27 protein-coding genes, 1 tRNA gene, 1 pseudogene and 1 other annotated feature are annotated in these 23,843 nt (G+C 65.4%); of the genes and pseudogenes, 13 read left to right on the plus strand and 16 right to left on the minus strand.

The genetic code is table 11. The features are described 5' to 3' along the window. Positions 1 to 9 precede the first annotated feature (9 nt). Entirely contained in the window at positions 10 to 1,161 is a 1,152-nt protein-coding gene (locus V8U06_RS04545) for a pyridoxal phosphate-dependent aminotransferase (protein ID WP_427139676.1), read from the minus strand. A 207-nt stretch (positions 1,162 to 1,368) separates the two neighbouring features. Here V8U06_RS04545 and V8U06_RS04550 point away from each other — a divergent pair, with 207 nt between their 5' ends. From V8U06_RS04550 to V8U06_RS04575, 6 genes are all read left to right on the plus strand, one after another. After that, positions 1,369 to 2,130: a DsbA family protein gene (locus V8U06_RS04550; RefSeq protein WP_226919465.1), complete on the plus strand. Its 762-nt coding sequence runs from the start codon at positions 1,369 to 1,371 to the stop codon at positions 2,128 to 2,130. A gap of 146 nt (positions 2,131 to 2,276) precedes the next feature. Beyond that, entirely contained in the window at positions 2,277 to 2,714 is a 438-nt protein-coding gene (gene aroQ / locus V8U06_RS04555; RefSeq protein ID WP_226919466.1) for a type II 3-dehydroquinate dehydratase, read from the plus strand. A 24-nt stretch (positions 2,715 to 2,738) separates the two neighbouring features. After that, entirely contained in the window at positions 2,739 to 3,209 is a 471-nt protein-coding gene (accB, locus tag V8U06_RS04560) for an acetyl-CoA carboxylase biotin carboxyl carrier protein (RefSeq protein ID WP_226919467.1), read from the plus strand. Between the two features lie 10 nt (positions 3,210 to 3,219). After that, complete coding sequence (gene accC, locus V8U06_RS04565) at positions 3,220 to 4,566, plus strand: acetyl-CoA carboxylase biotin carboxylase subunit (RefSeq protein ID WP_427139677.1); 1,347 nt, start codon at positions 3,220 to 3,222, stop codon at positions 4,564 to 4,566. Positions 4,567 to 4,581: 15 nt separating this feature from the next. After that, positions 4,582 to 5,196, plus strand: coding sequence for a leucyl/phenylalanyl-tRNA--protein transferase (aat, locus tag V8U06_RS04570; RefSeq protein ID WP_226919469.1), 615 nt, complete (start codon positions 4,582 to 4,584; stop codon positions 5,194 to 5,196). A 74-nt stretch (positions 5,197 to 5,270) separates the two neighbouring features. Then, positions 5,271 to 6,194, plus strand: a complete 924-nt coding sequence (locus tag V8U06_RS04575; protein ID WP_427139678.1) for a DUF2167 domain-containing protein — start codon at positions 5,271 to 5,273, stop codon at positions 6,192 to 6,194. 46 nt (positions 6,195 to 6,240) lie between these two features. On the opposite strand, the gene V8U06_RS04580 is transcribed toward V8U06_RS04575, so the two are convergent. From V8U06_RS04580 to gatB, 4 genes are all read right to left on the minus strand, one after another. Next, on the minus strand, positions 6,241 to 6,696 hold the full coding sequence (locus V8U06_RS04580; protein ID WP_427139679.1) for a DUF2155 domain-containing protein: 456 nt from the start codon (positions 6,694 to 6,696) through the stop codon (positions 6,241 to 6,243). Between the two features lie 74 nt (positions 6,697 to 6,770). Further along, a complete protein-coding gene (locus V8U06_RS04585; protein WP_226919472.1) occupies positions 6,771 to 7,166 on the minus strand; it encodes an NADH:ubiquinone oxidoreductase subunit NDUFA12 in 396 nt (131 codons plus the stop codon). 152 nt (positions 7,167 to 7,318) lie between these two features. Then, complete coding sequence (locus V8U06_RS04590) at positions 7,319 to 7,819, minus strand: N-acetyltransferase family protein (RefSeq protein WP_427139680.1); 501 nt, start codon at positions 7,817 to 7,819, stop codon at positions 7,319 to 7,321. Between the two features lie 4 nt (positions 7,820 to 7,823). Further along, positions 7,824 to 9,326, minus strand: coding sequence for an Asp-tRNA(Asn)/Glu-tRNA(Gln) amidotransferase subunit GatB (gene gatB, locus V8U06_RS04595; RefSeq protein WP_427139681.1), 1,503 nt, complete (start codon positions 9,324 to 9,326; stop codon positions 7,824 to 7,826). A gap of 129 nt (positions 9,327 to 9,455) precedes the next feature. On the opposite strand from gatB, the gene V8U06_RS04600 reads away from it, so the two are divergent. From V8U06_RS04600 to V8U06_RS04615, 4 genes are all read left to right on the plus strand, one after another. Beyond that, a complete protein-coding gene (locus V8U06_RS04600; protein WP_427139682.1) occupies positions 9,456 to 9,761 on the plus strand; it encodes a DUF1294 domain-containing protein in 306 nt (101 codons plus the stop codon). Positions 9,762 to 9,833: 72 nt separating this feature from the next. Further along, positions 9,834 to 10,289, plus strand: a complete 456-nt coding sequence (locus V8U06_RS04605) for an RrF2 family transcriptional regulator (protein ID WP_427139683.1) — start codon at positions 9,834 to 9,836, stop codon at positions 10,287 to 10,289. Positions 10,290 to 10,474: 185 nt separating this feature from the next. Further along, positions 10,475 to 11,377, plus strand: coding sequence for an NAD(P)/FAD-dependent oxidoreductase (locus tag V8U06_RS04610; protein WP_427139684.1), 903 nt, complete (start codon positions 10,475 to 10,477; stop codon positions 11,375 to 11,377). Between the two features lie 191 nt (positions 11,378 to 11,568). Beyond that, positions 11,569 to 11,826 carry a YjhX family toxin gene (locus V8U06_RS04615; protein ID WP_226919478.1) on the plus strand — a complete coding sequence of 86 codons (258 nt, stop codon included), beginning with the start codon at positions 11,569 to 11,571 and terminating at the stop codon, positions 11,824 to 11,826. 62 nt (positions 11,827 to 11,888) lie between these two features. Here the strand turns inward: V8U06_RS04615 and V8U06_RS04620 are convergent, their stop codons facing one another. The 8 genes and pseudogenes from V8U06_RS04620 to V8U06_RS04655 all read right to left on the minus strand — a co-directional run bounded on the left by V8U06_RS04620 (position 11,889) and on the right by V8U06_RS04655 (position 19,621). Further along, positions 11,889 to 12,401 carry a GNAT family N-acetyltransferase gene (locus V8U06_RS04620; RefSeq protein ID WP_226919479.1) on the minus strand — a complete coding sequence of 171 codons (513 nt, stop codon included), beginning with the start codon at positions 12,399 to 12,401 and terminating at the stop codon, positions 11,889 to 11,891. Positions 12,402 to 12,583: 182 nt separating this feature from the next. Then, positions 12,584 to 14,071: pseudogene (locus tag V8U06_RS04625) on the minus strand (SulP family inorganic anion transporter). A 74-nt stretch (positions 14,072 to 14,145) separates the two neighbouring features. Next, positions 14,146 to 14,201 (minus strand) — a sequence feature (sul1 is cis-regulatory element that is thought to sense ions involved in sulfur or methionine metabolism; They are found in Alphaproteobacteria). Between the two features lie 480 nt (positions 14,202 to 14,681). Beyond that, positions 14,682 to 15,827: a slipin family protein gene (locus V8U06_RS04630; protein WP_427139685.1), complete on the minus strand. Its 1,146-nt coding sequence runs from the start codon at positions 15,825 to 15,827 to the stop codon at positions 14,682 to 14,684. Between the two features lie 418 nt (positions 15,828 to 16,245). After that, a tRNA-OTHER gene (locus tag V8U06_RS04635) sits at positions 16,246 to 16,319 on the minus strand. 238 nt (positions 16,320 to 16,557) lie between these two features. Beyond that, positions 16,558 to 18,039, minus strand: coding sequence for an Asp-tRNA(Asn)/Glu-tRNA(Gln) amidotransferase subunit GatA (gene gatA, locus V8U06_RS04640; RefSeq protein ID WP_427139686.1), 1,482 nt, complete (start codon positions 18,037 to 18,039; stop codon positions 16,558 to 16,560). Between the two features lie 17 nt (positions 18,040 to 18,056). Next, positions 18,057 to 18,521: a GNAT family N-acetyltransferase gene (locus V8U06_RS04645; RefSeq protein WP_427139687.1), complete on the minus strand. Its 465-nt coding sequence runs from the start codon at positions 18,519 to 18,521 to the stop codon at positions 18,057 to 18,059. A gap of 3 nt (positions 18,522 to 18,524) precedes the next feature. Next, the gene (gene gatC, locus V8U06_RS04650) at positions 18,525 to 18,812 is read right to left on the minus strand and encodes an Asp-tRNA(Asn)/Glu-tRNA(Gln) amidotransferase subunit GatC (RefSeq protein WP_226919483.1); all 288 of its coding nucleotides are present in this window, start codon (positions 18,810 to 18,812) and stop codon (positions 18,525 to 18,527) included. 104 nt (positions 18,813 to 18,916) lie between these two features. Then, positions 18,917 to 19,621, minus strand: a complete 705-nt coding sequence (locus V8U06_RS04655; protein WP_427139688.1) for a metal-dependent hydrolase — start codon at positions 19,619 to 19,621, stop codon at positions 18,917 to 18,919. Between the two features lie 112 nt (positions 19,622 to 19,733). On the opposite strand from V8U06_RS04655, the gene V8U06_RS04660 reads away from it, so the two are divergent. Together V8U06_RS04660 and ruvX are read left to right on the plus strand one after the other, a co-directional pair. Then, positions 19,734 to 20,030, plus strand: a complete 297-nt coding sequence (locus V8U06_RS04660) for an alkylphosphonate utilization protein (RefSeq protein WP_226919485.1) — start codon at positions 19,734 to 19,736, stop codon at positions 20,028 to 20,030. Between the two features lie 12 nt (positions 20,031 to 20,042). Beyond that, positions 20,043 to 20,528 carry a Holliday junction resolvase RuvX gene (gene ruvX, locus V8U06_RS04665; RefSeq protein WP_427139689.1) on the plus strand — a complete coding sequence of 162 codons (486 nt, stop codon included), beginning with the start codon at positions 20,043 to 20,045 and terminating at the stop codon, positions 20,526 to 20,528. Here the strand turns inward: ruvX and V8U06_RS04670 are convergent. Both V8U06_RS04670 and V8U06_RS04675 read right to left on the minus strand, forming a co-directional pair. Next, positions 20,474 to 20,800 (minus strand): DUF6105 family protein, encoded by a 327-nt coding sequence (locus V8U06_RS04670; protein ID WP_427139690.1) that lies wholly within the window; start codon positions 20,798 to 20,800, stop codon positions 20,474 to 20,476. The genes ruvX and V8U06_RS04670 overlap by 55 nt on opposite strands. Then, positions 20,797 to 20,928 carry a hypothetical protein gene (locus V8U06_RS04675; protein WP_256463800.1) on the minus strand — a complete coding sequence of 44 codons (132 nt, stop codon included), beginning with the start codon at positions 20,926 to 20,928 and terminating at the stop codon, positions 20,797 to 20,799. The genes V8U06_RS04670 and V8U06_RS04675 overlap by 4 nt, the downstream gene beginning before the upstream one ends. Before the next feature lie 206 nt (positions 20,929 to 21,134). Between V8U06_RS04675 and V8U06_RS04680 the strand changes: the two genes are divergently transcribed. After that, positions 21,135 to 22,070, plus strand: a complete 936-nt coding sequence (locus V8U06_RS04680; RefSeq protein WP_427139691.1) for an AEC family transporter — start codon at positions 21,135 to 21,137, stop codon at positions 22,068 to 22,070. Here the strand turns inward: V8U06_RS04680 and V8U06_RS04685 are convergent. Further along, positions 22,052 to 23,698, minus strand: coding sequence for an acyl-CoA dehydrogenase family protein (locus V8U06_RS04685; RefSeq protein ID WP_226919489.1), 1,647 nt, complete (start codon positions 23,696 to 23,698; stop codon positions 22,052 to 22,054). The two genes, V8U06_RS04680 and V8U06_RS04685, sit on opposite strands and share 19 nt — an antisense overlap. Positions 23,699 to 23,843 lie beyond the last annotated feature (145 nt).

Consider the following 23,843-nt stretch of genomic DNA (forward strand, 5'->3'; position numbering starts at 1 on the left):
CCCTTTTCCTCAGGCGAGCCAGGCCGCGAGGCGGTCCACCGCCTCGCTCATCTCCTCGAAGGAGCCGGCATAGGAAAAGCGCATGGTGTGGTGGCCGTCCTTCGGGTCGAAGTCGATGCCGGGCGTCGCCGCCACGTCGGTCTCGGCCAGCATGCGGCGTGCAAAGGCCATGCTGTCATTGGTGACCTGGCTGACATCGACATAGGCGTAGAAGGCGCCGTCCATCGGCGAGGCGATGGGCAGGCCGAGTTCCGGCAGGCGCCGGACGAGGAAATCGCGGTTGGCGCGGTAGGCATCGCGATAGACGTTCAGTTCCGCCTCCGCGCCGAGCGCCGCCTCGGCGGCGATCTGCGAGAGTTCCGGCGCGGAGATGTAGAGGCTCTGGGCGATGCGCTCGACCGGGCGCACCAGCGCCTCCGGCAGCACCATCCAGCCGATGCGCCAGCCGGTCATGCAATAATATTTCGAGAAGGAGTTGATGATGACGGCCTCTTCGCCGAATTCCAGCGCCGTCGCCTCTTCGCCGACAAAGGTCAGGCCGTGATAGATCTCGTCCGAGATGAAGGCGATGGCATTGTCGCGGCAATAGGCCGACAGCGCCGCGAGATTGGCCCGGCCCGTCACGGTGCCGGTCGGATTGGCGGGGCTGGCGAGCAGCACGCCGTCGATGCGGCCATGGGCGGCGGCCGCCGCCGCCAGCGCCTCGGGCGTCAGCGTGAAGCCGTTTTCCGCGTTCACCTCGATTTCCACCGTCTCGATGCCGAGGGCGGCGAGGATGTTGCGATAGGCCGGATAGCCGGGGCGCGCGATGGCGACGCGGTCGCCGGCATCGAACAGGGCGAGAAAGGCGAGGTTGAAGCCAGCGGAGGAGCCGGTGGTGATGGCGATGCGGCCGGGATCGATCGAGACGCCATGCCGGGTGCGGTAGAAATCGGAAATCGCCTGGCGGAGCGAAGGAAGGCCGAGCGCGTCCGTATAGCCGATGCGGCCGATCTCCAGCGCCCGGCGGGCGGCGGCGCGGGCGGCCTCCGGCGCGGGGTGCACGGGCTGGCCGACGGCCATGGAAATCACCGGCCGGCCGGCGGCCCGGCGCTTCGTCGCTTCGGCGAGCACATCCATGGCATGAAAGGGTTCGACGGCGCCGCGGCGGGAGAGTTTCATGGGAGGCCTTCCGGTTTCAGACGTGCCGTCTTCCTGCCGCAGAACGCCGGCATTCACAATCCCGCGAGGGCCGAAAATCCGCCGCTTTTGCCCTATCGTTTGCACGCGAGCGACCATAAGGTCGTTGAAAGCGCTCAACGGCGCATTGACGCGCGGGCGCTGGCGATGGCACTTCAGCAGCGCATCACGGACGAGGACAGGACAGACATGACATTCAAGACGAAGCTCGCGGCCACCGTCGCTCTCACCATCGCGGTCGCAGCGCCCCTTCCCGCCCTTGCCCTCGACGATGCGCAGAAGAAGGAGATGGGGGAGTTCATCAAGGAATACCTCATCGAGAACCCGGAAATCCTTCTCGACGTGCAGGAGGCCCTGCAAAAGAAGCAGGAAGCCCAGCAGCAGGCCAAGGCCCAGTCCGCCATCACCGACAACGAGAAGGCGATCTTCTCCTCGCCCTACGATATCGCGCTCGGCAATCCGAAGGGCGACGTCACCATCGTCGAGTTCTTCGATTACAATTGCGGCTACTGCAAGCGCGCCCTCTCCGACATGGATGCGATCCTGAAGGAGGACAAGAACGTCCGCTTCGTCCTCAAGGAACTGCCGATCCTCGGCCCCGATTCGCTCGCCGCCCACAAGGTGAGCGCCGCCTTCCGCGATCTCGCGCCGGAAAAATACGGTGAGTTCCACCGGGCGCTGCTCGGCGGCGAAGGCCGCGCGACGGACGAGAGCGCCGTGGCGCTTGCCGCCAGCATGGGCGTCGCCGAGGCCGACATCCGCAAGGCCATGGAAGAAAAGCCGCATGACGACGCCGTGCGCCAGGCCTATTCGCTGGCCAACGACCTCGGCATCACCGGCACGCCGTCCTACGTGCTCGGCCAGGACATGGTCTATGGCGCGGTGGGCGTGGACGAGCTTCGCGAGAAAATCGCCAATGTGCGCGCCTGCGGCAAGGCAAGCTGCTCGTAAGCGCCATCTTCTCGCCATGCTGGCCGTGTTGAGCCTTTGGCTTGTGGACACGACCCTTTCGACCGGAAAACCCCATGTCCTTGGGGCTTTCCCTGCGGAAACCGCCGGTCTATAGGTAGTCCTCTATCCAGCATGCGGAATTGCGAATGGCTTCAACCCTTTTCGTGCTCAACGGCCCCAACCTGAACGCACTCGGCAAACGCGAGCCCGGTATCTATGGCGGCCAGACGCTCGCCGATATCGAAGCGCTGTGCAAAGCCGAAGGCGAGAAGCTGGGTTTTGCCGTCGATTTCCGCCAATCCAACCACGAAGGCGACCTGGTCGACTGGATCCATGAGGCCGGCGACACCGCTGCCGGCATCGCCATCAACGCCGGTGCCTATACCCACACTTCGATCGCGCTGCACGACGCCATCCGCGCCGTGAAGATCCCGGTGGTCGAACTGCACCTTTCCAACGTGCATGCCCGCGAGGAATTCCGCCACAAGTCGATGATCGCGCCCGCCGTAAAGGGCGTCATCTGCGGCTTTGGCGCGCATAGCTATGTCCTTGCGCTCCATGCGCTCTCGTCCATCACGACATAAGAAAAGAACCAGAGGCTCACTTCCATGGCTGACAAGAAACACGGCATCGATCAGGCTCTGATCCGCGATCTCGCCAACATCCTCAACGAGACGGACCTGACCGAGATCGAAGTGGAGCAGGACGACCTGCGCATCCGCGTCTCGCGCGCCGGCACGCCGCAATATGTCCAGGCGCCCATCGCCGCCCCGGTCCAGGCCTTCGCCGCCCCGGCCGTCGCCGCCACCGCGGGCGCCGCGCCCGTCGCCGACGCACGCAACAACAAGAACGCCGTCACCGCCCCGATGGTCGGCACGGCGTATCTGTCGCCCGCCCCCGGCGCGCGCGCCTTCATCGAGGTCGGCGCGACGGTCAAGGAAGGCCAGACCATCCTCATCATCGAAGCCATGAAGACGATGAACCAGATCCCCGCCCCGCGCTCGGGCAAGGTGACGGAAATCCTCGTCTCGGATGCAAGCCCGGTCGAATATGGCGAACCGCTGATCGTCATCGAATAAGGCGGGTCCCATGATCTCCAAAGTCCTCATTGCCAACCGCGGCGAAATCGCCCTTCGCGTCCTCCGGGCGTGCAAGGAGCTCGGCATCGCCACGGTCGCCGTGCATTCGACGGCGGACGCCGACGCCATGCATGTGCGCCTCGCCGACGAGAGCGTGTGCATCGGCCCGCCGCCGTCGCGCGAAAGCTACCTGAACATCCACCAGATCGTCGCAGCCTGCGAGATCACCGGCGCCGACGCCGTGCATCCGGGCTACGGCTTCCTGTCGGAAAACGCCAAGTTCGCGGAAATCCTCGACGCGCACGGCATCACCTTCATCGGCCCGACGGCGGAACATATCCGCATCATGGGCGACAAGATCACCGCCAAGCAGACGGCGCAGGATCTCGGCATCCCGGTCGTTCCGGGCTCCGACGGTGAAGTGAAGCCGGAGAACGCGCTGGAAATCGCGCGCCAGATCGGCTTCCCCGTGCTCATCAAGGCCACCGCCGGCGGCGGCGGCCGCGGCATGAAGGTCGCCAAGACCGAGGCCGATCTCGAGGAAGCCGTCGCGACGGCCCGTTCCGAGGCGCTCGCCGCCTTCGGCAACGACGCCGTCTACATGGAAAAGTACCTCGGCAAGCCGCGCCATATCGAAATCCAGGTCGTCGGCGACGGCATGGGCAATGCGGTGCATCTGGGTGAACGCGACTGCTCGCTGCAGCGCCGCCACCAGAAGGTCTGGGAAGAAGCCAACTCCCCGGCCCTCAATGTCGAACAGCGCATGAAGATCGGCCAGGTCTGCGCCGACGCCATGAAGAAGCTGAAATACCGCGGCGCCGGCACGATCGAATTCCTCTACGAGAACGGCGAGTTCTATTTCATCGAAATGAACACGCGCCTTCAGGTGGAGCATCCGATCACCGAAGCCATCACCGGCATCGACCTCGTGCACGAACAGATCCGCGTCGCCTCCGGCGCCGGCCTGTCGGTCCGCCAGGAAGACATCGTCTTCTCCGGCCATGCCATCGAGTGCCGCATCAACGCCGAGGATCCGCGCACCTTCGTTCCCTCCCCGGGCACGATCACGCATTTCCATGCGCCGGGCGGCCTTGGCGTCCGCGTCGATTCGGGCGCCTATCAGGGCTACAAGATCCCGCCCTACTACGACAGCCTGATCGGCAAGCTCATCGTGCACGGCCGCACCCGCGTCGAATGCATGATGCGCCTGCGCCGCGTTCTCGACGAGTTCGTCATCGACGGCATCAAGACGACGCTGCCGCTGTTCCAGGACCTCATCGGCAACCAGGACATCGCCAACGGCGACTACGACATCCATTGGCTGGAGAATTATCTGGCCAACAAGACCGACGCCTGAGGGGGCGTCGGTTCGATGGCAGGGCGGCGCAGCCGGCACCCGGAAATCACCCCGGAACTCTTGCTGCGCGCCTATTCCATCGGGCTTTTTCCGATGGCCGATTCGGCCGATGACCCGGAGCTGTTCTGGGTCGAGCCCGATATCCGGGGCGTCCTCCCGCTCGACGCCTTCCACGTCTCGCGCAGCCTCGCCAAGACGATCCGCCAGAAGCCCTTCGACATCCGTTTCGATACCGCCTTCGACGCCGTGGTCGCCGCCTGCGCCGAGGCCGCGCCGGACCGGCCGTCGACCTGGATCAACGCCAAGATCAAGTCGCTCTACAGCACCCTGCACCGCATGGGCCATGCCCATTCCGTCGAGGCCTGGGCGGACGGCCAGCTTGTCGGCGGCCTCTACGGCGTCTCGCTCGGCGCGGCCTTCTTCGGCGAAAGCATGTTCTCGCGGCGCACCGACGCCTCGAAGATCTGCCTCGTGCATCTGGTGGAACGCCTGAAGACGAACGGCTTTCGCCTGCTCGACACGCAGTTCACCACCGAGCACCTCAAGACCTTCGGCGCCATCGACGTACCCAAGATCGACTACGAGGACATGCTGGCCAACGCGCTGGCCTCGCCCAATCTGCAGTTCTAGCGTTTCCCGAACGCATCCCAGGATTGCTTTTGCGTGTCCTTCCTATAGTCTTGCCGGACTATGGGGATACGGATTTGAAACGCACCACCGCCGCCGCCGCGCTTTTTGTCCTCGCGCTGACAGGAAGCGCGCTTGCCGAGCCCTACCAGAGCATGTTTCCCGCCCGTAACTTCACGGACGAAGCCAAGCGCCATCTGGAGAAGCTGGATTTCAAGCAGGGCGCGATCCCGCTTCCCGGCGCCAATGCGACCCTGAACGTTCCCGGCAATTTCTATTATCTCGACCCCGAGGACACCAGGACCGTTCTCGTCGACATGTGGGGCAATCCGGCCGGATCCGGCGAGGGCACGCTCGGCATGATCTTCCCGGTGAAATACACGCCGCTCGACGGCGACAGCTGGGGATCGGTCGTCGAATACAATGCCGACGGCTATGTCTCCGATGTCGATGCGGCCGGCACCGACTATGACGAATTGCTGAAAACCTTGAAGCAGGCCGTCGCCGAGAACAATGTCGAGCGCGAGAAGCAGGGTTTTCCGCGCGTCACGCTGGTCGGCTGGGCGTCCGCGCCCCGCTACGATCAGTCCGCGCATGCCCTGCACTGGGCCCGCGACCTGATCTTCAGCGACGCGCAGGGGGCGCATACGCTGAACTATTCGGTGCGCGTGCTCGGCCGGGAAGGCGTCATGCAGTACAATTTCATCGCCAGCCTGCCGCAGCTCGAAGAGATCAAGGCCTCGATTCCCGACGTCATCGGGATCGTCCAGTTCGACAAGGGCAAGTCCTATGACGACTATCAGCAGGGCGACAAGCTCGCCGCCTATGGCATGGCCGGCATCATCGCGGCGGGCGCGGGCGCCAAGGTCGCCGCAAAGGCGGGCCTCATCGCCATCGCCCTCGCCTTTCTCAAGAAAGGCGGCTTCCTGATCGCGCTGCTGTTCGCGGGCGCCGGACGCTTCCTCAAGGGTCTCTTCAGCCGAAAATCAACGGGCGCCTGAGGCGCCCATTTTTTACACCGGGTCTTCCGCCTAAGGCGCCCGTTTTTTACTGCGCCTTCGCTTCGGAATCTTCCGGCGGCGGCACGTCCGACTTCGCCTTGCACTCGGTCAGCCACACGTCATAGACGGGGTGCTCCACGGCGTTGAGGCCGGGGCTGTCGGCGAACATCCAGCCGGTGAAGATGCGGCGAATCTTGCGGTCGAGCGTGATTTCGTCGACCTCGACGAAGGAGGTCACCTTCTGCGCCTCGGTGTCGTCGCGGCTGTAGCAGACCTTGGGCGTCACCTGAAGCGCGCCGAACTGCACGGTCTCGCCGATATAGACATCGAAATTGGTGATGCGGCCGGTGATCTTGTCGATGCCGGAGAAGGTGGCGACGGGGTTTTCGATGCGCGCGGCCTCAGCGCCCACAGGCGCCAGGACAAGGCCTGCGACGGCCGCTGCGAAAGCAGCCGAAACGAAGCGCCGTGCGGCGTTTGCCCGTGAAAACCCTGATGTCATGAAAGCCGTCTCCTGATCCGTTCCGGCATTCGCCGGTGGCATCCAGCTACCGGCGAAATGTGGCCAAATCGGTATCAGTTGCCCGGGGTCCAGGCGTCGTAGTCGCCCGTCACGCGCGGACGCTCGCCGGTGGCGGCAAGCGAGCCCGGCGGGCGGTAGGCCTGGGCCGTGCCGGTCGGGTTCGGCCGGTGCGGCTGCTGCCATTCGCGCGCCTTGTAGTCCTCGTCCGCCGGGGAAACGTCCGTGCGGTGATGCATCCAGCCGTGCCAGCCCGGCGGGATGGCGGAGGCTTCGGCATAACCGTTGTAGATCACCCAGCGACGGGTGCGGCCTTCGGAATCCTTGCCGCCCTGATAGTAGACGTTGCCGAGCTCATCCTGGCCGACCCGGGTGCCGAAGCGCCAGGTATGGAAACGGGTGCCGATCGTCTGACCGTTCCACCAGGTGAAAATCTGCTTGAGAAGGTTCATGGGCTGGCGTCCTTGGCAGGGCCGTGCCGGAAGCGCGGCCCGAGACTGATGGTTTGACCGCGCGTGGCGGGTGACATTTCTTCCGCTTATGGCGCTAAGACGCCGGAATGTCCAGCGATTCCCACGCCTTCGCCCACGGCTTTTCGCGGGGCTCAGCCGCCGAGCGGCTTCTCGTAGACATCCAGCGGCACGCCGGAGACGTTATCGGCCGAATGCTGCGCCTCGCCCACCTTGGCAAAGCCGTGCGCGGCATAGAAGGCGACCGCCGCCGCGTTGCGCGGGTCGACCTCCAGCAGCATCGTCCTGGCATCCGGGAAGCAGGTTTCGAGCTCGGCGAACATGCCGCGGCCGATGCCCTGCCGCTGGAAGCGCGGCAGCACGTAGAGCTGGTGCAGGAAGGCGGCCTTCGGGCGGTCCTTCGCCATGGCGACATAGCCCATGCCGGCAAGGTCGCGGCCGTTGTCGGCGACGACGAACTCGCTGTCCTTGCGCTCCAGCCGGGCCTTCAGCGCCGGCAGGGAATGCCAGCGCGCGGTGATTTCGCTGACCTTGTCCGCGCCGTAGAGCGCGTCATAGGTCGCGTGCCACGTCTCGGCCAGCAGCGCGCTGACCTTGGCCAGATCGCGCTCCGAAGCCGTGCGGACGAAGAACACCGGCTTACTCCTCGATGCCGAGCTTGGCCTTGACCAGCGCCTGGACGGCCTGCGGGTTGGCCTTGCCGCCCGTCGCCTTCATGACCTGGCCGACGAACCAGCCGGCAAGCGTCGGCTTGGCCAGGACCTTGGCCACCTGGTCGGGGTTGGCGGCGATGATCTCGTCGACGGCCTTCTCGATGGCGCCGGTGTCCGTCACCTGCTTCATGCCGCGCGCCTCGACGATCTCGGCCGGGTTGCCGCCCTCGTTCCAGACGATCTCGAAGAGATCCTTGGCGATCTTGCCGGAGATGGTGCCATCCTTGATGAGATCGATGACGCCGCCGAGCTGGGCGGGCGAAACCGGAGTCTCTTCAATGACTTTGCCGTCCTTGTTCAAGGCGCCGAGCAGGTCGTTGATGACCCAGTTCGCGGCGATCTTGCCGTCGCGGCCGGCGGCCACGGCCTCGTAATAGTCGGCGATCGCCTTTTCCGAAACGAGCACCGAGGCATCGTAGACCGACAGACCGAGATCCTTGACGAAGCGGATCTTCTTGTCGTCGGGCAGTTCCGGCAGGTCGGCGAGCAGCGCGCCGACGAATTCGTTGTCGAATTCCAGCGGCAGCAGGTCCGGGTCGGGGAAATAGCGGTAGTCGTGCGCGTCTTCCTTGGAGCGCATGGAGCGCGTCTCGCCCTTGCCGGGATCGAAGAGACGGGTTTCCTGGTCGATGCTGCCGCCATCCTCCAGAATGCCGATCTGGCGGCGGGCTTCGTATTCGATCGCCTGGCCGATGAAGCGGATGGAGTTGACGTTCTTGATCTCGCAGCGCGTGCCGAAGGCCTCGCCCGGGCGGCGCACGGAGACGTTGACGTCGGCGCGCATGGAGCCCTCGTCCATGTTGCCGTCGCAGGTGCCGAGATAACGCACGATGGAGCGCAGCTTCGTCATATAGGCCTTGGCCTCGTCCGACGAGCGCATGTCCGGCTTGGAGACGATCTCCATCAGCGCGACGCCCGACCGGTTGAGGTCGACATAGGACATGGTCGGATGCTGGTCGTGCATCGACTTGCCGGCGTCCTGCTCGAGGTGCAGGCGCTCGATGCCGATCTCGATATCCTCGAAGTTGCCCTGGCGGTCCGGACCGAGCGAGATGGTGATCTTGCCCTCGCCGACGATCGGGTCCTTGAACTGCGAGATCTGGTAGCCCTGCGGCAGGTCCGGATAGAAGTAGTTCTTGCGGTCGAAGATCGAGCGATGGTTGATCTGCGCCTTCAGGCCGAGGCCCGTGCGCACCGCCTGCCTGACGCATTCGACATTGATGACCGGCAGCATGCCCGGCATGGCGGCATCGACCAGCGAGACATTGGCGTTCGGCGCCTTGCCGAATTCCGTCGAGGCGCCGGAGAAGAGCTTGGAATTGGACAGGACCTGCGCGTGCACCTCCATGCCGATGATGACTTCCCAATCGCCGGTGGCGCCGGGGATCAAGCGTTTCGGATCGGGGGTGCGGACGTCGACGAGGGTCATTGTAGGCTCTTGTTGTGGTGTCTTCGGTGCTGTCTCGGTAGAACATATGGGCAGGCGGCGCAAGGTTTTCAGCGGGCACGGATCGCCGCCGTTAGGCGGCCGGCAAGGTTGATCGGGTAAAAGCGCGCCATGGACACCGCAACGACGCTTTTCATCATTTTCCTCATCTTCAACGTCGTGACGTTCTGCCTCTACTGGTGGGACAAGGAGGCCGCGCGCGACGGCCACTGGCGCGTCTCCGAAGCGCGGCTGCTCCAGTTCGCCTTTCTCGGCGGAAGCCTCGGCGCCTTCGCCGCGCAACGCCTGCTGCGCCACAAGACGCGCAAGGAACCGTTCCGCACGCAACTGATGGCGATCCTCGTCCTGCATGCGCTGCTGGTCCCGGTTGCGCTGACCTTCGGCCCGGACCTTCTGCGGATGCTGCACACAGGTTGATCGCCCTCTTCCCGACGGCCCTTCCCGCCGCGCGGGTTGACAGCGGCCCCAATTCGTAACTATTATTGTTACATGAAAAGAAACAGCCGCCTTTCCGCCGTGCTTCACGCGCTCATGCATATGGCCGAACGCGAGGAACCGATGACCTCGGACGATCTCGCGCTCTGCCTCGACACCAATGCCGTCGTCGTGCGACGCACCATGGCGGGGCTGCGCGAGGCCGGCATCGTGCAATCCGGCCGCGGCCATGGCGGCGGCTGGCATTTTGCCCGGCCCCTTGCCGAGATCTCGCTGCTCGACATCTACAACGCCCTCGGCGAGCCGATCGTCTTCCAGATCGGCCCGGCGACGGAAATGCCGGGTTGCGTGGTCGAACAATCCGTCAACCGGGTGATCGGCGACGCCCTGAAGGACGCCGAAGCGATCCTGATGGCGCGCTTTTCCGGCACTACACTCGCGGACCTTGCGGCCGATTTCCGCGCGGCGGCCAGGCACTGCCAAGCCACCACCGGCACCGATAGCGGCTAGAGCATGTCAGGTTCAGATTGAACCAGACATGCTCTAATTTTTTTGTTTTCGTTTGTCTTTTCGGGAAAACCGGTTCCCACTTTTCCCTGACAAACTCCAGGCCGCACCGACACCCGATACCCCGCACCGAACGGACGGCTCCGGCCGACCGCACGATGCCGCTCGCTCCACAGAAAGGATGAACCATGACCGAAGATGCCATCATCGTCGGCGGGGGCTTTGCCGGCCTTTCCGCCGCCCTGCAGCTTGCCCGCGCCCGCCGCCGCGTCACCGTTATCGACACCGGCGAACCACGCAACCGCTTCGCCGCCCATGCGCACGGCTTCCTCGCGCAGGACGGCCGGCCGGGGCGCGACATCCTCGCCGATGCCCGCCGCCAGCTTGCCGCCTACGAGACCGTCACCTTCCGCGATGCGCCCGCCGAACGGCTGGACGGCGAACGGGACGCCTTCACCGTCGTCACGGGCGACGGCGGGCGGATCGCGGGGCGGCGCGTGCTGCTCGCCACCGGCTTCGAGGACCAGCTTCCCGCCATTCCCGGCCTTGCGGAGCGCTGGGGTAAGACGGTGCTGCATTGCCCCTATTGCCATGGCTACGAGGTGGGCGGCGGGTCGGTCGGCGTCCTCGCCCGCACGGCGGAGGCCGCGCGCTTTGCCGCCGTCGTCGCCGACTGGGGCCATGTCACGCTCTTTACCAATGCGGTGCCGGAGCCCGACGACGAGGCGCTTGCCGTCCTTGCCGCCCGCGACGTGAAGCTGCGGCCGGGCCGCGTCACCGCCATCTCGGACGGGCCGGGCGGCATGCTCGCCGTCGAGACCGGCCCCGGCATTCCGACGCTGGTCAAGGCGCTCTTCGTCATGCCGGAAGCGAAGGTGCGCAGCGCTATTCCGGCCGACCGCGGCCTGAAGACCAAGGAGACGCCCATCGGCCGGATCCTTCACACCGACGACAGCGGGCAGACCTCCCTGCCCGGCCTCTATGCGGCCGGTGACATCGCGCTGGGCGCGGCCAATATCGCGCTCGCCTCGGCCAATGGCGTGAAGACCGGCGTCTTCCTGCACCATTCGCTGATCTGGCCCGCGCATTGACCTTTGCGGATGCCGCGGTTATTCCGGGGCATCCGTATTGGAGTTTTGATGTTCAACTCGTCTGAGTCCTGCTGAAGACCCTGCCCGCCAATACTGCGCGCAGGGTCTGAAAAAACGCCGAGCCCTGCCACCCCTCGGGTGGCGGAACGTTTTTTCGCGTTCATCCGAACGCCGGACGGATTCTCAAGACAATGGACATTTCGCGCGCCGAACAGCGCATTCTTCACCTGCTCGCCCAGGGCGGCAGGATCGACATCGAAAAAGACGACAACCGCAAGATCACGACGGTCGCCTGCGTCACGCGGGACGGCTGGCGGGCAAGCGGCCTCGACATCGACCTCTTCCGCAAGCTGAAGCGCCGGCGGTGCATCGCCTCCTCCGGCGGCAGGCCCTATCGCATCACGCAGCGGGGGCTCGAACTGGTGCGGGCGCAGCTGGACAACCAGTGAAAGCGACCGGGGACCGGTGAAAAACGGGAGGCGCGGCGCAGGCCCGCCTCCCCATCCCCCCGTCAAAAGCCGCCCGGCCCGTAGGCGACCGGCTCGTCCTCGACGAGCTGCCGGCGCAGACCGACCGATTCGATGTTGCGGTCGAGGCGCTGCGAATAGTCGACGGACAGCCAGTTCACCGCATAACCCTGCTTCTGGAAGAAGCCGACGGCCGCGACGTTGCGCGCATGGGTCTGGAGCCGCGCCGCCTCGAAGCCGGCCGCCACGACCTCCGCCTCCATGGCCGCCAGCAGGGCGGAGCCGAGGCCCTTCTTCTGCTGCGACGGCTCGACCCAGAGATCGCTGATCTCGTCGTCCAGTCCCTCGCGCGCCGCCCAGCCGGCAAGCTGGGCGTCGAACTCGGCGACGGTCACGCGCAGCCAGCGGCTGGTCAGGAATTGCTGGAAGGCATTGCGGGCATGGTCGCGCCGCACCTGCAGGTCGGCAACGCCCACGACAGCCTGCTCCCAGGCCCTGACGCCGATCTCGACGAGGACAGGAACATCCGCTTCCCGGGCATTGCGAACCGTGATCATGGGATTCTCTCCATCCCCATGAAAGCACCACGCGGGGCGCTTGGCGAGGGAGACGAAAGGCTATCCACGGCGATGATGGAGGGCATCGGCCCCGACGCGAAAGAATACGGGTCGCGCGGGCGCCGAAAGACGCCCGCAACAGGGTACGCGGCTGCGCACCAACGTACCCAGCCACCGTTTGTTCAATGCAGCGAAGCGCTTGCCGCCAGCCGCTCGTCCTTGTCGTGCAGCGCGAAGCGGTCGACCATGTCGGCACTCGCCTCGTTGAAGCCGAGAACCTCGACCGCGCCGCCCGCCTGACGGAACTTCAGGACGATCTTGTCCAGCGCGCCGATGGCGGTGATGTCCCAGAGATGGGCCCTGGTGAGATCGATGACGATGCGCCTGCCCGCATCCGTGAAATCGAACGCATGAATGAAGGCCTACGCCGACGCGAAGAAGACCTGCCCCTCGACCGCATAGGTGACTTTGTCCGCGCCGGTATCCTCCAAGCGCGTGACCCTGAACAGCCGCGCGACCTTGCCGGCGAAGAAAATGCCGGACAGCAGGACGCCGACGATCACGCCCTTTGCCAGATCGTGCGTTGCGACGACGGTGACGACCGTCGCCAGCATGACCACGGAAGACGGAAGCGGATGGCGCCGGAGATCGAGGATCGACCGCCAGGAGAAGGTGCCGATGGAGACCATGATCATCACCGCGACAAGCGCCGCCATCGGAATGATCCGGACGAGGTCGTTGAGGACGACGATCAGGAAGAGCAGGAACGCCCCGGCGACGAAGGTCGACAGTCGCCCCCGGCCACCCGACGTCACGTTGATGACCGACTGGCCGATCATGGCGCAGCCGCCCATGCCGCCGATCAGCGCCGAGGCGATGTTTCCCGCGCCCTGGCCGACGCATTCCTGGCTCTTGTTGCTCGGCGTGTCCGTCATGTCGTCGACGATCTGCGCGGTCAGCAGCGATTCGAGCAGGCCGACGGCCGCGAGCGTCACCGAATAGGGGAAGATGATCCGCAGCGTCTCGAAGGTCAAAGGCACCTGCGGAAGCGTCAGGAACGGGATCGAGGACGGGAGTTCGCCGAGGTCGCCGACGGTGCGCAGGTCCATGCCGAACCACCATGCCGCGGCCGTGAGGACCGCGATGGCGACGAGCGGCGACGGGATGGCCCTCGTGAGGTAGGGAAAGAGATAGATGATCGCGAGGCCGGCGGCGATCATGCCGTAGGTGAGCGTCGGCACGGCGACAAGCTCGGGCAACTGGGCCATGAAGATCAGGATCGCAAGGGCGTTGACGAAGCCCGTGATGACCGAGCGGGAGACGAAGCGCATCACGCGGCCGAGCCTCAGCCACCCCGCGACGATCTGGAGCATGCCCATCAGGATCGTCGCGGCGAACAGATAGGGAAGGCCGTGCTCCTTGACCAGCGAGACCATGACGACGGCGGTCGCGGCCGTGGCGGCGGAGATCATGCCCGGCCGGCCACCGACGAAGGCGGCCACGCAGGCTATCGCGAAGGAGGCATAGAGACCGACCTTCGGATCGACGCCTGCGATCACGGAGAAGCCGATTGCTTCCGGGATGAGCGCGAGGGCGACGACAATGCCCGAGAGCACGTCGGCACGGATGTTGGAGAACCACTCCTGACGGTAGTTTGAAAGCGTTCGCATGGATGATTTTTCACAGTTGATGCAACGGGCCGAGCGAGCTCGGTCCTCAAGAAACGGAACAGGTTGCGTTGCTGTGTTGTCTGGCGGATCGGCGGCCAGAAGAGCCACCCGGAGTTTCACCGGGTCCTTGTGGATGACGTTCCCTAGCCCACAAAGGGCGCTTTGGCAATTCCAGCCCTCTCCTCCGCCCTGCCCGTCCCGATCCGGCACCCCGCCACCGGGCGTCCGCGATGAGACGATGCCCCGCGCATCTGCGCGTGCGTCTCCCGCCCTCGCAGATGCGAGGGCACTGGATGCCGGATCAAGTCCGGCATGACGGAGGAGAGGTTGGCAGGATGGTCGAATGGTGCGCCGGCTGCACGCCGGGTGTCTGATCCATTTTGCTTGTGAAAGGCTTGCAGAAAGCCCCGCCTACACCACTCTCGCCGCTCCCTACCCTCCGTCATGCCGGACCTGATCCGGCATCCAGCCACCGCGCGTCCGCGCGGTGAAAGAACGCCTCGCATCCTGCGCGCGCGTGTAACGGAGGTGAGGTTGGCGATGGGTGGGCGGCAGAAAGGCGGCGCCCGCCCCAAAACGAAACCGCCCGGTCTTTCGACCGGGCGATCCCTTACTTGTCGCGCAGCTGCACGAGGTCGTTCATCAGGCCTGCCGTCCCGTTGTGGATCGTCAGGCGCTCGACCTTGCCGGCAATGGCCTCGAGAGCTTCCAGCTCCTTCAGCCGCAGCATGACCGGGTTTTCGGCCATCACCTTGGCCGTGTTGAGCAGCGAACGGGTTGCGTTCGTCTCTTCGCGGCGGCGGATGACGTTGGCCTCGGCCTGCTTTTCGGCGGCCACGACCTGGTTGAGGATATCGCGCATCTCGCCCGGCAGGATCACGTCCTTGAGCTCGATGGCCGAAACCTCGACCCCGATGGCGGCCATGTCCGTGCGCACCTTCTCGGCGGCCTCGGCATTGACCGTCACCTTGCGTTCAAGGATCTGGTCGAGCGTCAGCGTGCCGAGCGTCTGGCGGAAGGCGAACTGCAGCGCCCGGTAGAGGGCGTCGGCGAAGTCCTTGACCTCCGAGACGGCCTTCAGCGGATCGACCACGCGGTACTCGGCCGAAATGTTCACCCGGATCGTGACCTTGTCACGGGTGAGCAGTTCCTGGCCGGTCACGTCGAGCGACTGACGCTTCAGGTCGACCACGCGCACCTGGACCGTCTTGCCGAGGTTCCAGAAGGCGTGCGTGCCCGGCTCAAGCATGCGCTGGTGCGTGCCGTCGACGAAGAGCAGGCCGACCTGGCCGTCATGGACGACGAAGGTCGTGACCAGTTCCCCGCGACGGGCGCGCGTCAGCCGGCGCATCAGCTCCGGATCGACGTCGAGCCGTTCGGAAAGATCGACGCGCGTCTCGGTCCACGGACCGGCGGCGGTCCAGACCACCAGCTTCTGGTCCGGCGACAGAACCGTGTAGATCTCGCCGTCCCGCTCGACGACCGCGATTTCGCGGGCATTCGTGCGCAGGACCGTCAGTTCACGGCGCGCGACCTGCGGGAGCGTGTCGAACAGCGGCTTCTCGTAGGCCGAGGCGAAGACCGGCCGGTTCATGTCGTGGCGTTCCAGTTCCAGCATGCCGCGGCGGTTCGGCAGGGCATGTTCCCCCGCGCCGAAAATGCCGATAACCTCTCCCTTGTAGAGAGCAAGCAGCCGTTCGTTGGCCTTCACGAGGACGCGCTTGCGCCCCAAAATCATATCGAGAAACATCGTCATTGTTCTTGCTCCTTCGGTCATACGCTACGTCATGAACCGATTGTCCTTTCGTCGTCAGTTCCCTTGGAAACCCGTCTCGCCCGGGGAACGTTCAGGCGGGGTCTTGGTCGAAACGAGATCCGGGAACCGGCTGACGGCCATCGGCGGCGGGTTTGCGGGAGCGGATCGCGCGGCCGTCGGGCGGGCTCGGGAGCGCGGCTCCGTCGCTGGCCTGAAGGCGGCTTGATCGTCACCGGCAACCGGACCGACAATGTCCGGCGTCGGGCTTTCCGAAACCGACCTTGCGGTCCGCTCCGGTCTACCGTCCGCAGTCCGGTCCCCGGACCGGATAAGAGACAGCGTGAAGGCTGTTTGGAGAAGGATTCGAACCTTCCACAGTCAGATTACAGGTCTGATGCTCTACCACTGAGCTATCCAATGGAGCAGACAACGGGAATCGAACCCGCGACCTCCGGAGGAATGTCCGGTGCTCTACCGCTGAGCTAGGTCCGCAATACCAGTCTTCTTGGTGCGGCATCCGTACACGACGACGGCAGGGCCACCTCGCGCGGGAGGAGCGGAAAAACTCCATCCGTTGACATCCGCACCGGCTGAACGACCGGGAGGGCGCGTTTATTCTCGTCGGAGAGCGGGATCAAGCGGAAAAAGGCGCGCGCAGCATTCCGTAACGGCAGGTGTTGCCGTTACGACACGATCCGGCGGGGCGCGGAAGAAGAGGCGAAAGCGCCTCTTACCACCACTTGGACGGCGTGAAGCGGCCGGCGGCCTGCTCGATGACATGGGCCGTCTTGAAGAGGCTTTCCTCCTCGAAGGGCTTGCCGATGAGCTGGAGGCCGAGCGGCAGGCCCTTGTGGTCGAGGCCGGCGGGAACCGACAGGCCCGGCAGGCCGGCCATGTTCACCGTCACCGTGAAGATGTCCTGCAGGTACATCTTGACCGGATCGGACGCCAGGTCCTCGTCGGCGATGCCGAAGGCGGAGGACGGCGTGGCGGGCGTCAGGATGGCGTCGACGCCTGCGTTGAAGGCCAGCTCGAAGTCGCGCTTGATGAGCGTGCGCACCTTCTGGGCCTGCAGGTAATAGGCGTCGTAATAGCCGGCCGAGAGCACGTAGGTGCCGATCATGATGCGGCGCTTGACTTCCTTGCCGAAGCCGGCGGCGCGCGTCTTTTCGTACATGTCGACGATGTCCTTGCCGTCGACGCGCAGGCCGTAGCGCACGCCGTCGTAGCGGGCAAGGTTCGAGGAGGCCTCTGCCGGGGCGACGATGTAATAGGCCGCGAGGGCATATTTCGTGTGCGGCAGGGAGATGTCGACGATCTCGGCGCCGGCGTCCTTCAGCCAGGCGATACCCTGCTGCCAGAGCGCCTCGATCTCTTCCGGCATGCCGTCGACGCGGTATTCGCGCGGAATGCCGATGCGCATGCCCTTCAGCGACTGGCCGAGCGCGGCTTCGTAATCCGGCACCGGACGGTCGACGGAGGTCGTGTCCTTGGCGTCGACGCTGGCCATGGACTTCAAAAGGATCGCCGCATCGCGCACGTCGCGGGCGATGGGGCCGGCCTGGTCGAGCGAGGAGGCGAAGGCGACGATGCCCCAGCGCGAGCAGCGGCCATAGGTCGGCTTGATGCCGACGGTGCCGGTGAAGGCGGCGGGCTGGCGGATCGAGCCGCCGGTGTCGGTCGCGGTCGCGCCGGCGCACAGGAAGGCGGCGACGGCGGCGGCCGAACCGCCCGAGGAACCGCCCGGCACGAGGTCGGCATTGGAGTTCGTCGCGCGCCAGGGGTTCTTGACGACGCCGTAATAGGAGGACTCGTTCGACGAGCCCATGGCGAATTCGTCCATGTTCAGCTTGCCGAGCATGACCGCGCCGTCGTTCCAGAGGTTCTGGGTGACGGTCGATTCATATTCCGGCTTGAAGCCGTCTAGGATGTGGCTGCAGGCCTGCGTGTGCACGCCCTGGGTGGCGAAAAGGTCCTTGATGCCGAGCGGAATGCCTTCCAGCGCGCCGGCCTTGCCTTCGGCAATGCGGCCGTCGGAGGCCTTCGCCATGGCGCGCGCCTTTTCCGGCGTGACGGCCACATAGGCATTGATCGCCGGATTAGCCGCTTCGATCGCAGCCAGATACGCGTCCGTCAGCTCGACGGCCTTGATCTCCTTGGCGGAGAGCTTCTCGCGGGCTTCGGCAATGGTGAGGCGGGTCAAATCGGTCATGGTGCGGTCACTTCGGGTCAGGCAGCGCGAAGCTGCTTTTGATAAAAGACGGAATAAGGCGAATCCGGATAGTCGAGCACGGGGCCGCAGCGGGCAAAGCCCGCCTTCTCATAGAGCGCCCAGGCGGCGGGATGCTGGTCGCCGGTTTCGAGCACGAGCGTTTCGAGCCCTTCGCGTTCGGCGACGGCCTCGATCTCGCCGAGGATGCGGCGGCCGATGCCCTGGCCCTGCCAGTCCGGCCGGGTGAACATACGCTTCACCTCGCCCACCTCGGCGGAATGGCGCTTCAGCGCGCCACAGCCGATGACGGCGTTGCCGTCGCGCGCGATCCAGACCGTGACAGCCGGCTCGGCCATCTGCTCGACGGTCAGATGATAGCAGGCCTCCGGCGGCGAGAGTTCGAGCAGGACCGTGTTCAGCTCCGCGATCAGCGTGCGAACATCATCCTGCAAGGGGCTCTCGATGGCGAGGGTGACGGGCAAGGATTACTCCACCACCTTCGGAACCTGGAAGAAGTTGCGGTCGGAGGCCGGCGCATTGGCGACGATGGCGTCGGCCTTGTTGCCGTCGTTGACGACGTCGTCGCGCTTGCGCATCTCCATCGGCGTGACCGACGTCATCGGCTCGACGCCTTCGACATCGACCTCGGAAAGCTGCTCGACGAAGCCGAGGATGCCGTTCAGCTCGCCGGTCATGCGGTTTGCCTCTTCCTCGCTGACAGCGATGCGGGCAAGGCGCGCGACGCGCTTCACGGTGGCTAGATCTACGGACATGGATGGTCTCCGCTGGGAAATTTCCTACCGCTATACTGACCAAGCCCAAGGGGCGCAACGGGGGAATGGTCGCTTCCACGCCCCCTCGCCGCTTTTAAGCTCGCTCAGCGCGAGACCGAACCGCCCACCTTCGGCACCTCGATCTTCGCGGACGCGCCGTCCATGGCCTGCACGAAGAGATCGGCCGTCTGGTCGATGATGCCGAAGGAGCCGTAGTGGCAGGGAATGACGGTCTCGAACTTGAAGAAGCGCTGGCAGGCGAGCGCCGCCACGGCACCGCCCATGGTGAAGCGGTCGCCGATCGGCACCAGGCCGATTTCCGGCTGGTGCAGTTCGTTGATCAGCGCCATGTCGGAGAAGATGTCGGTATCGCCCATGTGATAGAGCGTCGGCTCGTCCTCGAAATGCAGGACAAGGCCGTTGGCATTGCCGAGCGAATGGGAAACGCCGTCCTCGGTGATCTGCGCGGAGGAATGCAGCGCATTGACGAAGGTGGTGGAGAAGCCGTCGAAATGCACGGTGCCGCCGGTATTGCCCATGTCGACCTTTTCCACGCCCTTGGCGCCGAGCCAGGCGGCAAGATCGGCATTGGCGAGAACCGTCGCGCCGGTTTCGCGGGCGATGGCGACCGTATCGCCGACATGGTCGCCGTGGCCGTGGGTCAGGAGCACGTGGGTCAGACCGGCAACGGCCTCGCGGCGGGTCGATTCGTCGAAGGCGGGATTGCCGGTGAAGAACGGGTCGATGAGGATTCTGGCCTTCGCCGTTTCGATCCGGAAGGCGGAGTGGCCGAGCCAGGTGATTTTCATGCGTGGTCTCCCGTTTGATTGTCTGCCCGCAATATAGAAGCGGCGAAGGCCGTTTCCATCCGCGGCGCGAACGTTATAAGCGTGGCTTACACCATATTGAAGGAACCCCGCCATGAGCGACGACGACTACATCTATGACGAAGCCACCGGCGAATGGCGCCCGGCCTCGGAAATCGCGGCGGAAAAGGCGGCGGCGAACGTCGTGCGCGATGCCGCCGGCAATGTTCTGGCCGACGGCGATTCGGTCGTGCTGATCAAGGACCTGAAGGTGAAGGGCGCCGGGCAGACGCTGAAGCAGGGCACGGTCATCCGGACGATCCGCCTCACCGACAATCCCGAGGAAATCGACTGCCGGCACGACGCCATCAAGGGCCTGGTGCTGCGCACCGAATTCGTCCGCAAGCGCTGAGAGGTTAATGCGATGGCGACGCTGACCCTCGAAGAGCTGGCCGAGATCCTCGCCCCCGGCCAGCCCATTGCCGGGCTCGACCTCGGCACCAAGACCATCGGTCTCTCCGTCTCCGACCTCGGCCGGCGGCTCGCCACGCCGCGGCCGGTGCTCAAGCGCGTGAAGTTCACGCAGGACGCCGAAACGCTGCTGGCCTTTGCGGAAAAGGAAAAGGTCGTCGCCTTCGTCATCGGCCTGCCGATGAACATGGACGGCAGCGCCGGGCCGCGCGTCCAGGCGACGCGCGCCTTCGTGCGCTCCATGGCCGACAAGACCGCCATTCCCTTCGTCTTCTGGGACGAACGGCTTTCGACGGTGGCGGCGGAACGCACGCTGATCGAGATGGACGTTTCGCGCAAGAAGCGGGCCGAGCGGATCGATTCGGCCGCCGCCTCCTTTATCCTTCAGGGCGTGCTGGACAGGCTCTCGTCGCTGGCAAGGACCGCCGGGGACGACTGACGGCGCGCCTGCCACCAGTCGATGATCTTCCTGCGGCGACGGAAGGCGATCAGCGCGAAGACGATGAGGCTGTCGACGACGATGGCGCGCGCGACGAGCGGCGGAATGCTTTCCGGCGCGATGCCGAGGATGTTGCCGTAGATCTGGAAGACCAGGTCATGCGCATCGCGCGTCAGCATGAAGACGCCGAAATTCATGTCGTAGTAGGAAAGCCCGTACCAGCTGCCGAGCAGCGCGATGGGGCCGGCCCACAGGATCAGGAACCACTTCATGCCGCCCTCCTCTTCGGAACGAGGAGATCGCCGGCGGCGAAGATCATTTCGCTCACCGCCACCCCCGCGACCAGCACGAGAAGCGGCACGACGATATCCACCGCCGCGAAGGAAAACAGGGTCGTCATGACCGATATCCGGGCCGTCCTGGCCATAACACGCACTCGCTCCCATGGTTAACACCAGGTAAACGCCACCTTTGCCCGTTAACCCTCGCCGCGCAACGCAAACCCTCCGTTAAGGTTAATTTCCACATGGCCGCGGCGGGCACCCTGCCCCTTGCCACAGGCGCCGCGGCGTGGAATGAGCGGACATCGCTCCCTGCCGGTGTTCCATGCTCGCCATCTTCGAAAGCATTCTTCCCGTCTTCCTGCTCGTCGTGCTGGGGACGCTGCTCAAGCGCTGGCGGCTGATCGACCGCGACATGTGGAACGGGCTCGAACAGCTCGGTTTCTTCGTGCTGTTTCCCTCGCTGCTCTTCTCGACGCTGGCGAAAGCGGAATTTGCCGGCATGGCGGCCGGCGACATCGCCCTCGGCTCCATCGGCTCGGTGAGCCTCATCGCCCTGATGCTGGGGCTCGCCTGGCCGCTCTTTCGCGCCGCCGGCGTCTCGGCGCCGTCCTTCACCTCGGTCTTCCAGACCTCGACGCGCTGGAACGCCTTCATCGCGCTCGCCATCGCCGAAAAGCTCTACGGTCCGCAGAGCCTCGCCCTCGTCGCGCTGGTGGCGACGCTGATCATCATCCCGATCAATCTCTACAATATCGGCGTTCTCGTCTGGTTCGGCGGCGGCACGCGCAGCCTCAAGACCTTCGCGCAGAAGATCCTCACCAATCCGATGATCATCGGCTCGGTGCTCGGCGTTACCGTCAATCTCCTGAAAATCCCGATCTACGATCCGCTGATGCAGGCGGTCGACCTCGTCGCGGACACCTCGCTCAGCCTCGGCCTCATCATGGTCGGTGCGGGGCTGAAGCTTGCCGATGCGCTGAAGCCGCGCCCGCTGGCGCTGCTTCCCGTGGTGCTGAAACTTCTCTTCATGCCGCTGGTCATGACGGGCGCGGCCTATGCGCTCGGCCTTCGCGGCGAGCAGCTTCTCACCATCGCCATGGGCGCGAGCGTGCCGACGGCGATGAACGGCTATGTGCTGGCCAAGCAGATGGGCGGCGATGCGCCGCTCTACGCCGCCGTCGCGACGCTGCAGACCATCGCCTCCTTCTTCACCATTCCGATGGTGCTGGCGGCGACCGCCTATCTCGCCGGCGGATAGAGCAGGTCGACGATATAGGCCGAATCGAAGCGCGAATCGAGCATGCCATAGGTCGAGCGCCAGCCCGAGGCGAGGCGCGTTTCGAGGAAGGCATCGGCGACGCGGCCGGCGCCGGCGCGGTAAAGCTCGGCGGCGGCGGCGGCAAGCGCCAGCTGCTCGACCAGCATGCGGGCCGCGCCCTCGTCGCGCTCGCACAGCGACAGGCAGGCGCGCAGCACGTCCACCGTCTTCTTGCCGGACGGGCCGAGATCGCGGGCAAGCCCGGCGAAGAGCGTTTCGAACCGGTCCCTGCCCCCGCCGACGACGCGCATCAGGTCGAGCGCCATGACATTGCCGGAGCCTTCCCAGATCGCGTTGACCGGCGCTTCGCGGTAATGCCGCGCGATGGGCCGCTCCTCGACATAGCCGCTGCCGCCGATGCACTCCATCGCCTCATAGATGAGGGCGGGCGCGATCTTGCAGCACCAGTATTTGGTGACGGGCGTCATGATGCGGGCATAGACGGCGTCTTCCGCGCTGTCGCGCGCCTTGTCGAAGGCTTCGGCGAGGCGGAGCGCAAGCGCGGTGGCGCCGGCGACATCGAGCGCCATATCGGCGAGAACGCGCGTCATGATCGGCTGGGCGACGAGCGGCTTGCCGAAAACGCTGCGGCCGCGCGCATGGTGCACGGCCTCGGCGAGCGAGGCGCGCATGATGCCGGCCGACGCCAGCGCGCAGTCGAGCCGCGTCAGCGTCACCATGTCGAGAATGGTGCGCACGCCGGCATCGGGCGCGCCGAGCAGGAAGCCGAAGGTGTCGGAGAACTCGACTTCCGAGGAGGCGTTGGAGCGGTTGCCGATCTTGTCCTTGAGGCGCTGGAAGCGCAGGCCGTTGCCGGAGCCGTCCTCCAGCAGGCGCGGCACGAGGAAGCAGCCCATGCCCTCACGGGTCTGCGCCAGCATGACGAAGCCGTCGCTCATCGGCGCGGACATGAACCACTTGTGGCCGGAGAGGCGATAGATGCCCTCGCCCACCCGCTCGGCGGTGGAGGTGTTGGCGCGCACATCCGTGCCGCCCTGCTTTTCCGTCATGCCCATGCCGAGCGTGATGGCGCTCTTCTGCATGGCGGGCTTGTTGGCGGAATCGTATTTGCGCGACAGGATCTTGCGGCCCCATTCGCGCTGCACCTGCGGCGAGGCGGAGAGCGCGGCGACCGAGGCGCTGGTCATGGTCAGCGGGCACAGATGGCCGCATTCGAGCTGGGCCGTCAGATAGAAGCGCACGGCGCGCGCCTTGTGCGCCCGGCCCTGTTCGTCGGCGACGTTTTCCCACAGCGAGGAATGCAGGCCACTCGCCATGGAGCGGCGCATCAGCGCGTGCCAGGCCGGATGGAAATCGACGACATCGATGCGCTCGCCGCGCGGCCCGTGGGTGCGCAGCTTCGGCCCGCCCTCGTTGGCCATGCGGGCAAGCTCCTGCGCCTCCGGCGAGGTCACATAGCGGCCGATCGCGTCGAACTCGTCGCGCAGCGCCTTGGGCATCGCATCGGTGGCGTCGACCAAGAGCGGATCGGAACGATAGGCGTTGATGCCCGACCAGAGCGGCGGCTGGTTGAGATCGGCAAGTTTCTGTTCGGTGTCGCGAGTCATGAGCGGGTTCTAGCTCAAGTCGCGACGCGACGAAACGGGGCGGCGGCGCCTCTCGCACGGTTGACGACACAAAAGCGTGGGAAGGCGCGAAAGCCGGCGCTCTTCGCCTTGCCGGGGCGGGATCGACATTCTATAGACCCCGCGT

It is taken from the genome of Shinella sp. G-2 (genome assembly GCF_050172695.1).
Lineage (GTDB): Bacteria > Pseudomonadota > Alphaproteobacteria > Rhizobiales > Rhizobiaceae > Shinella.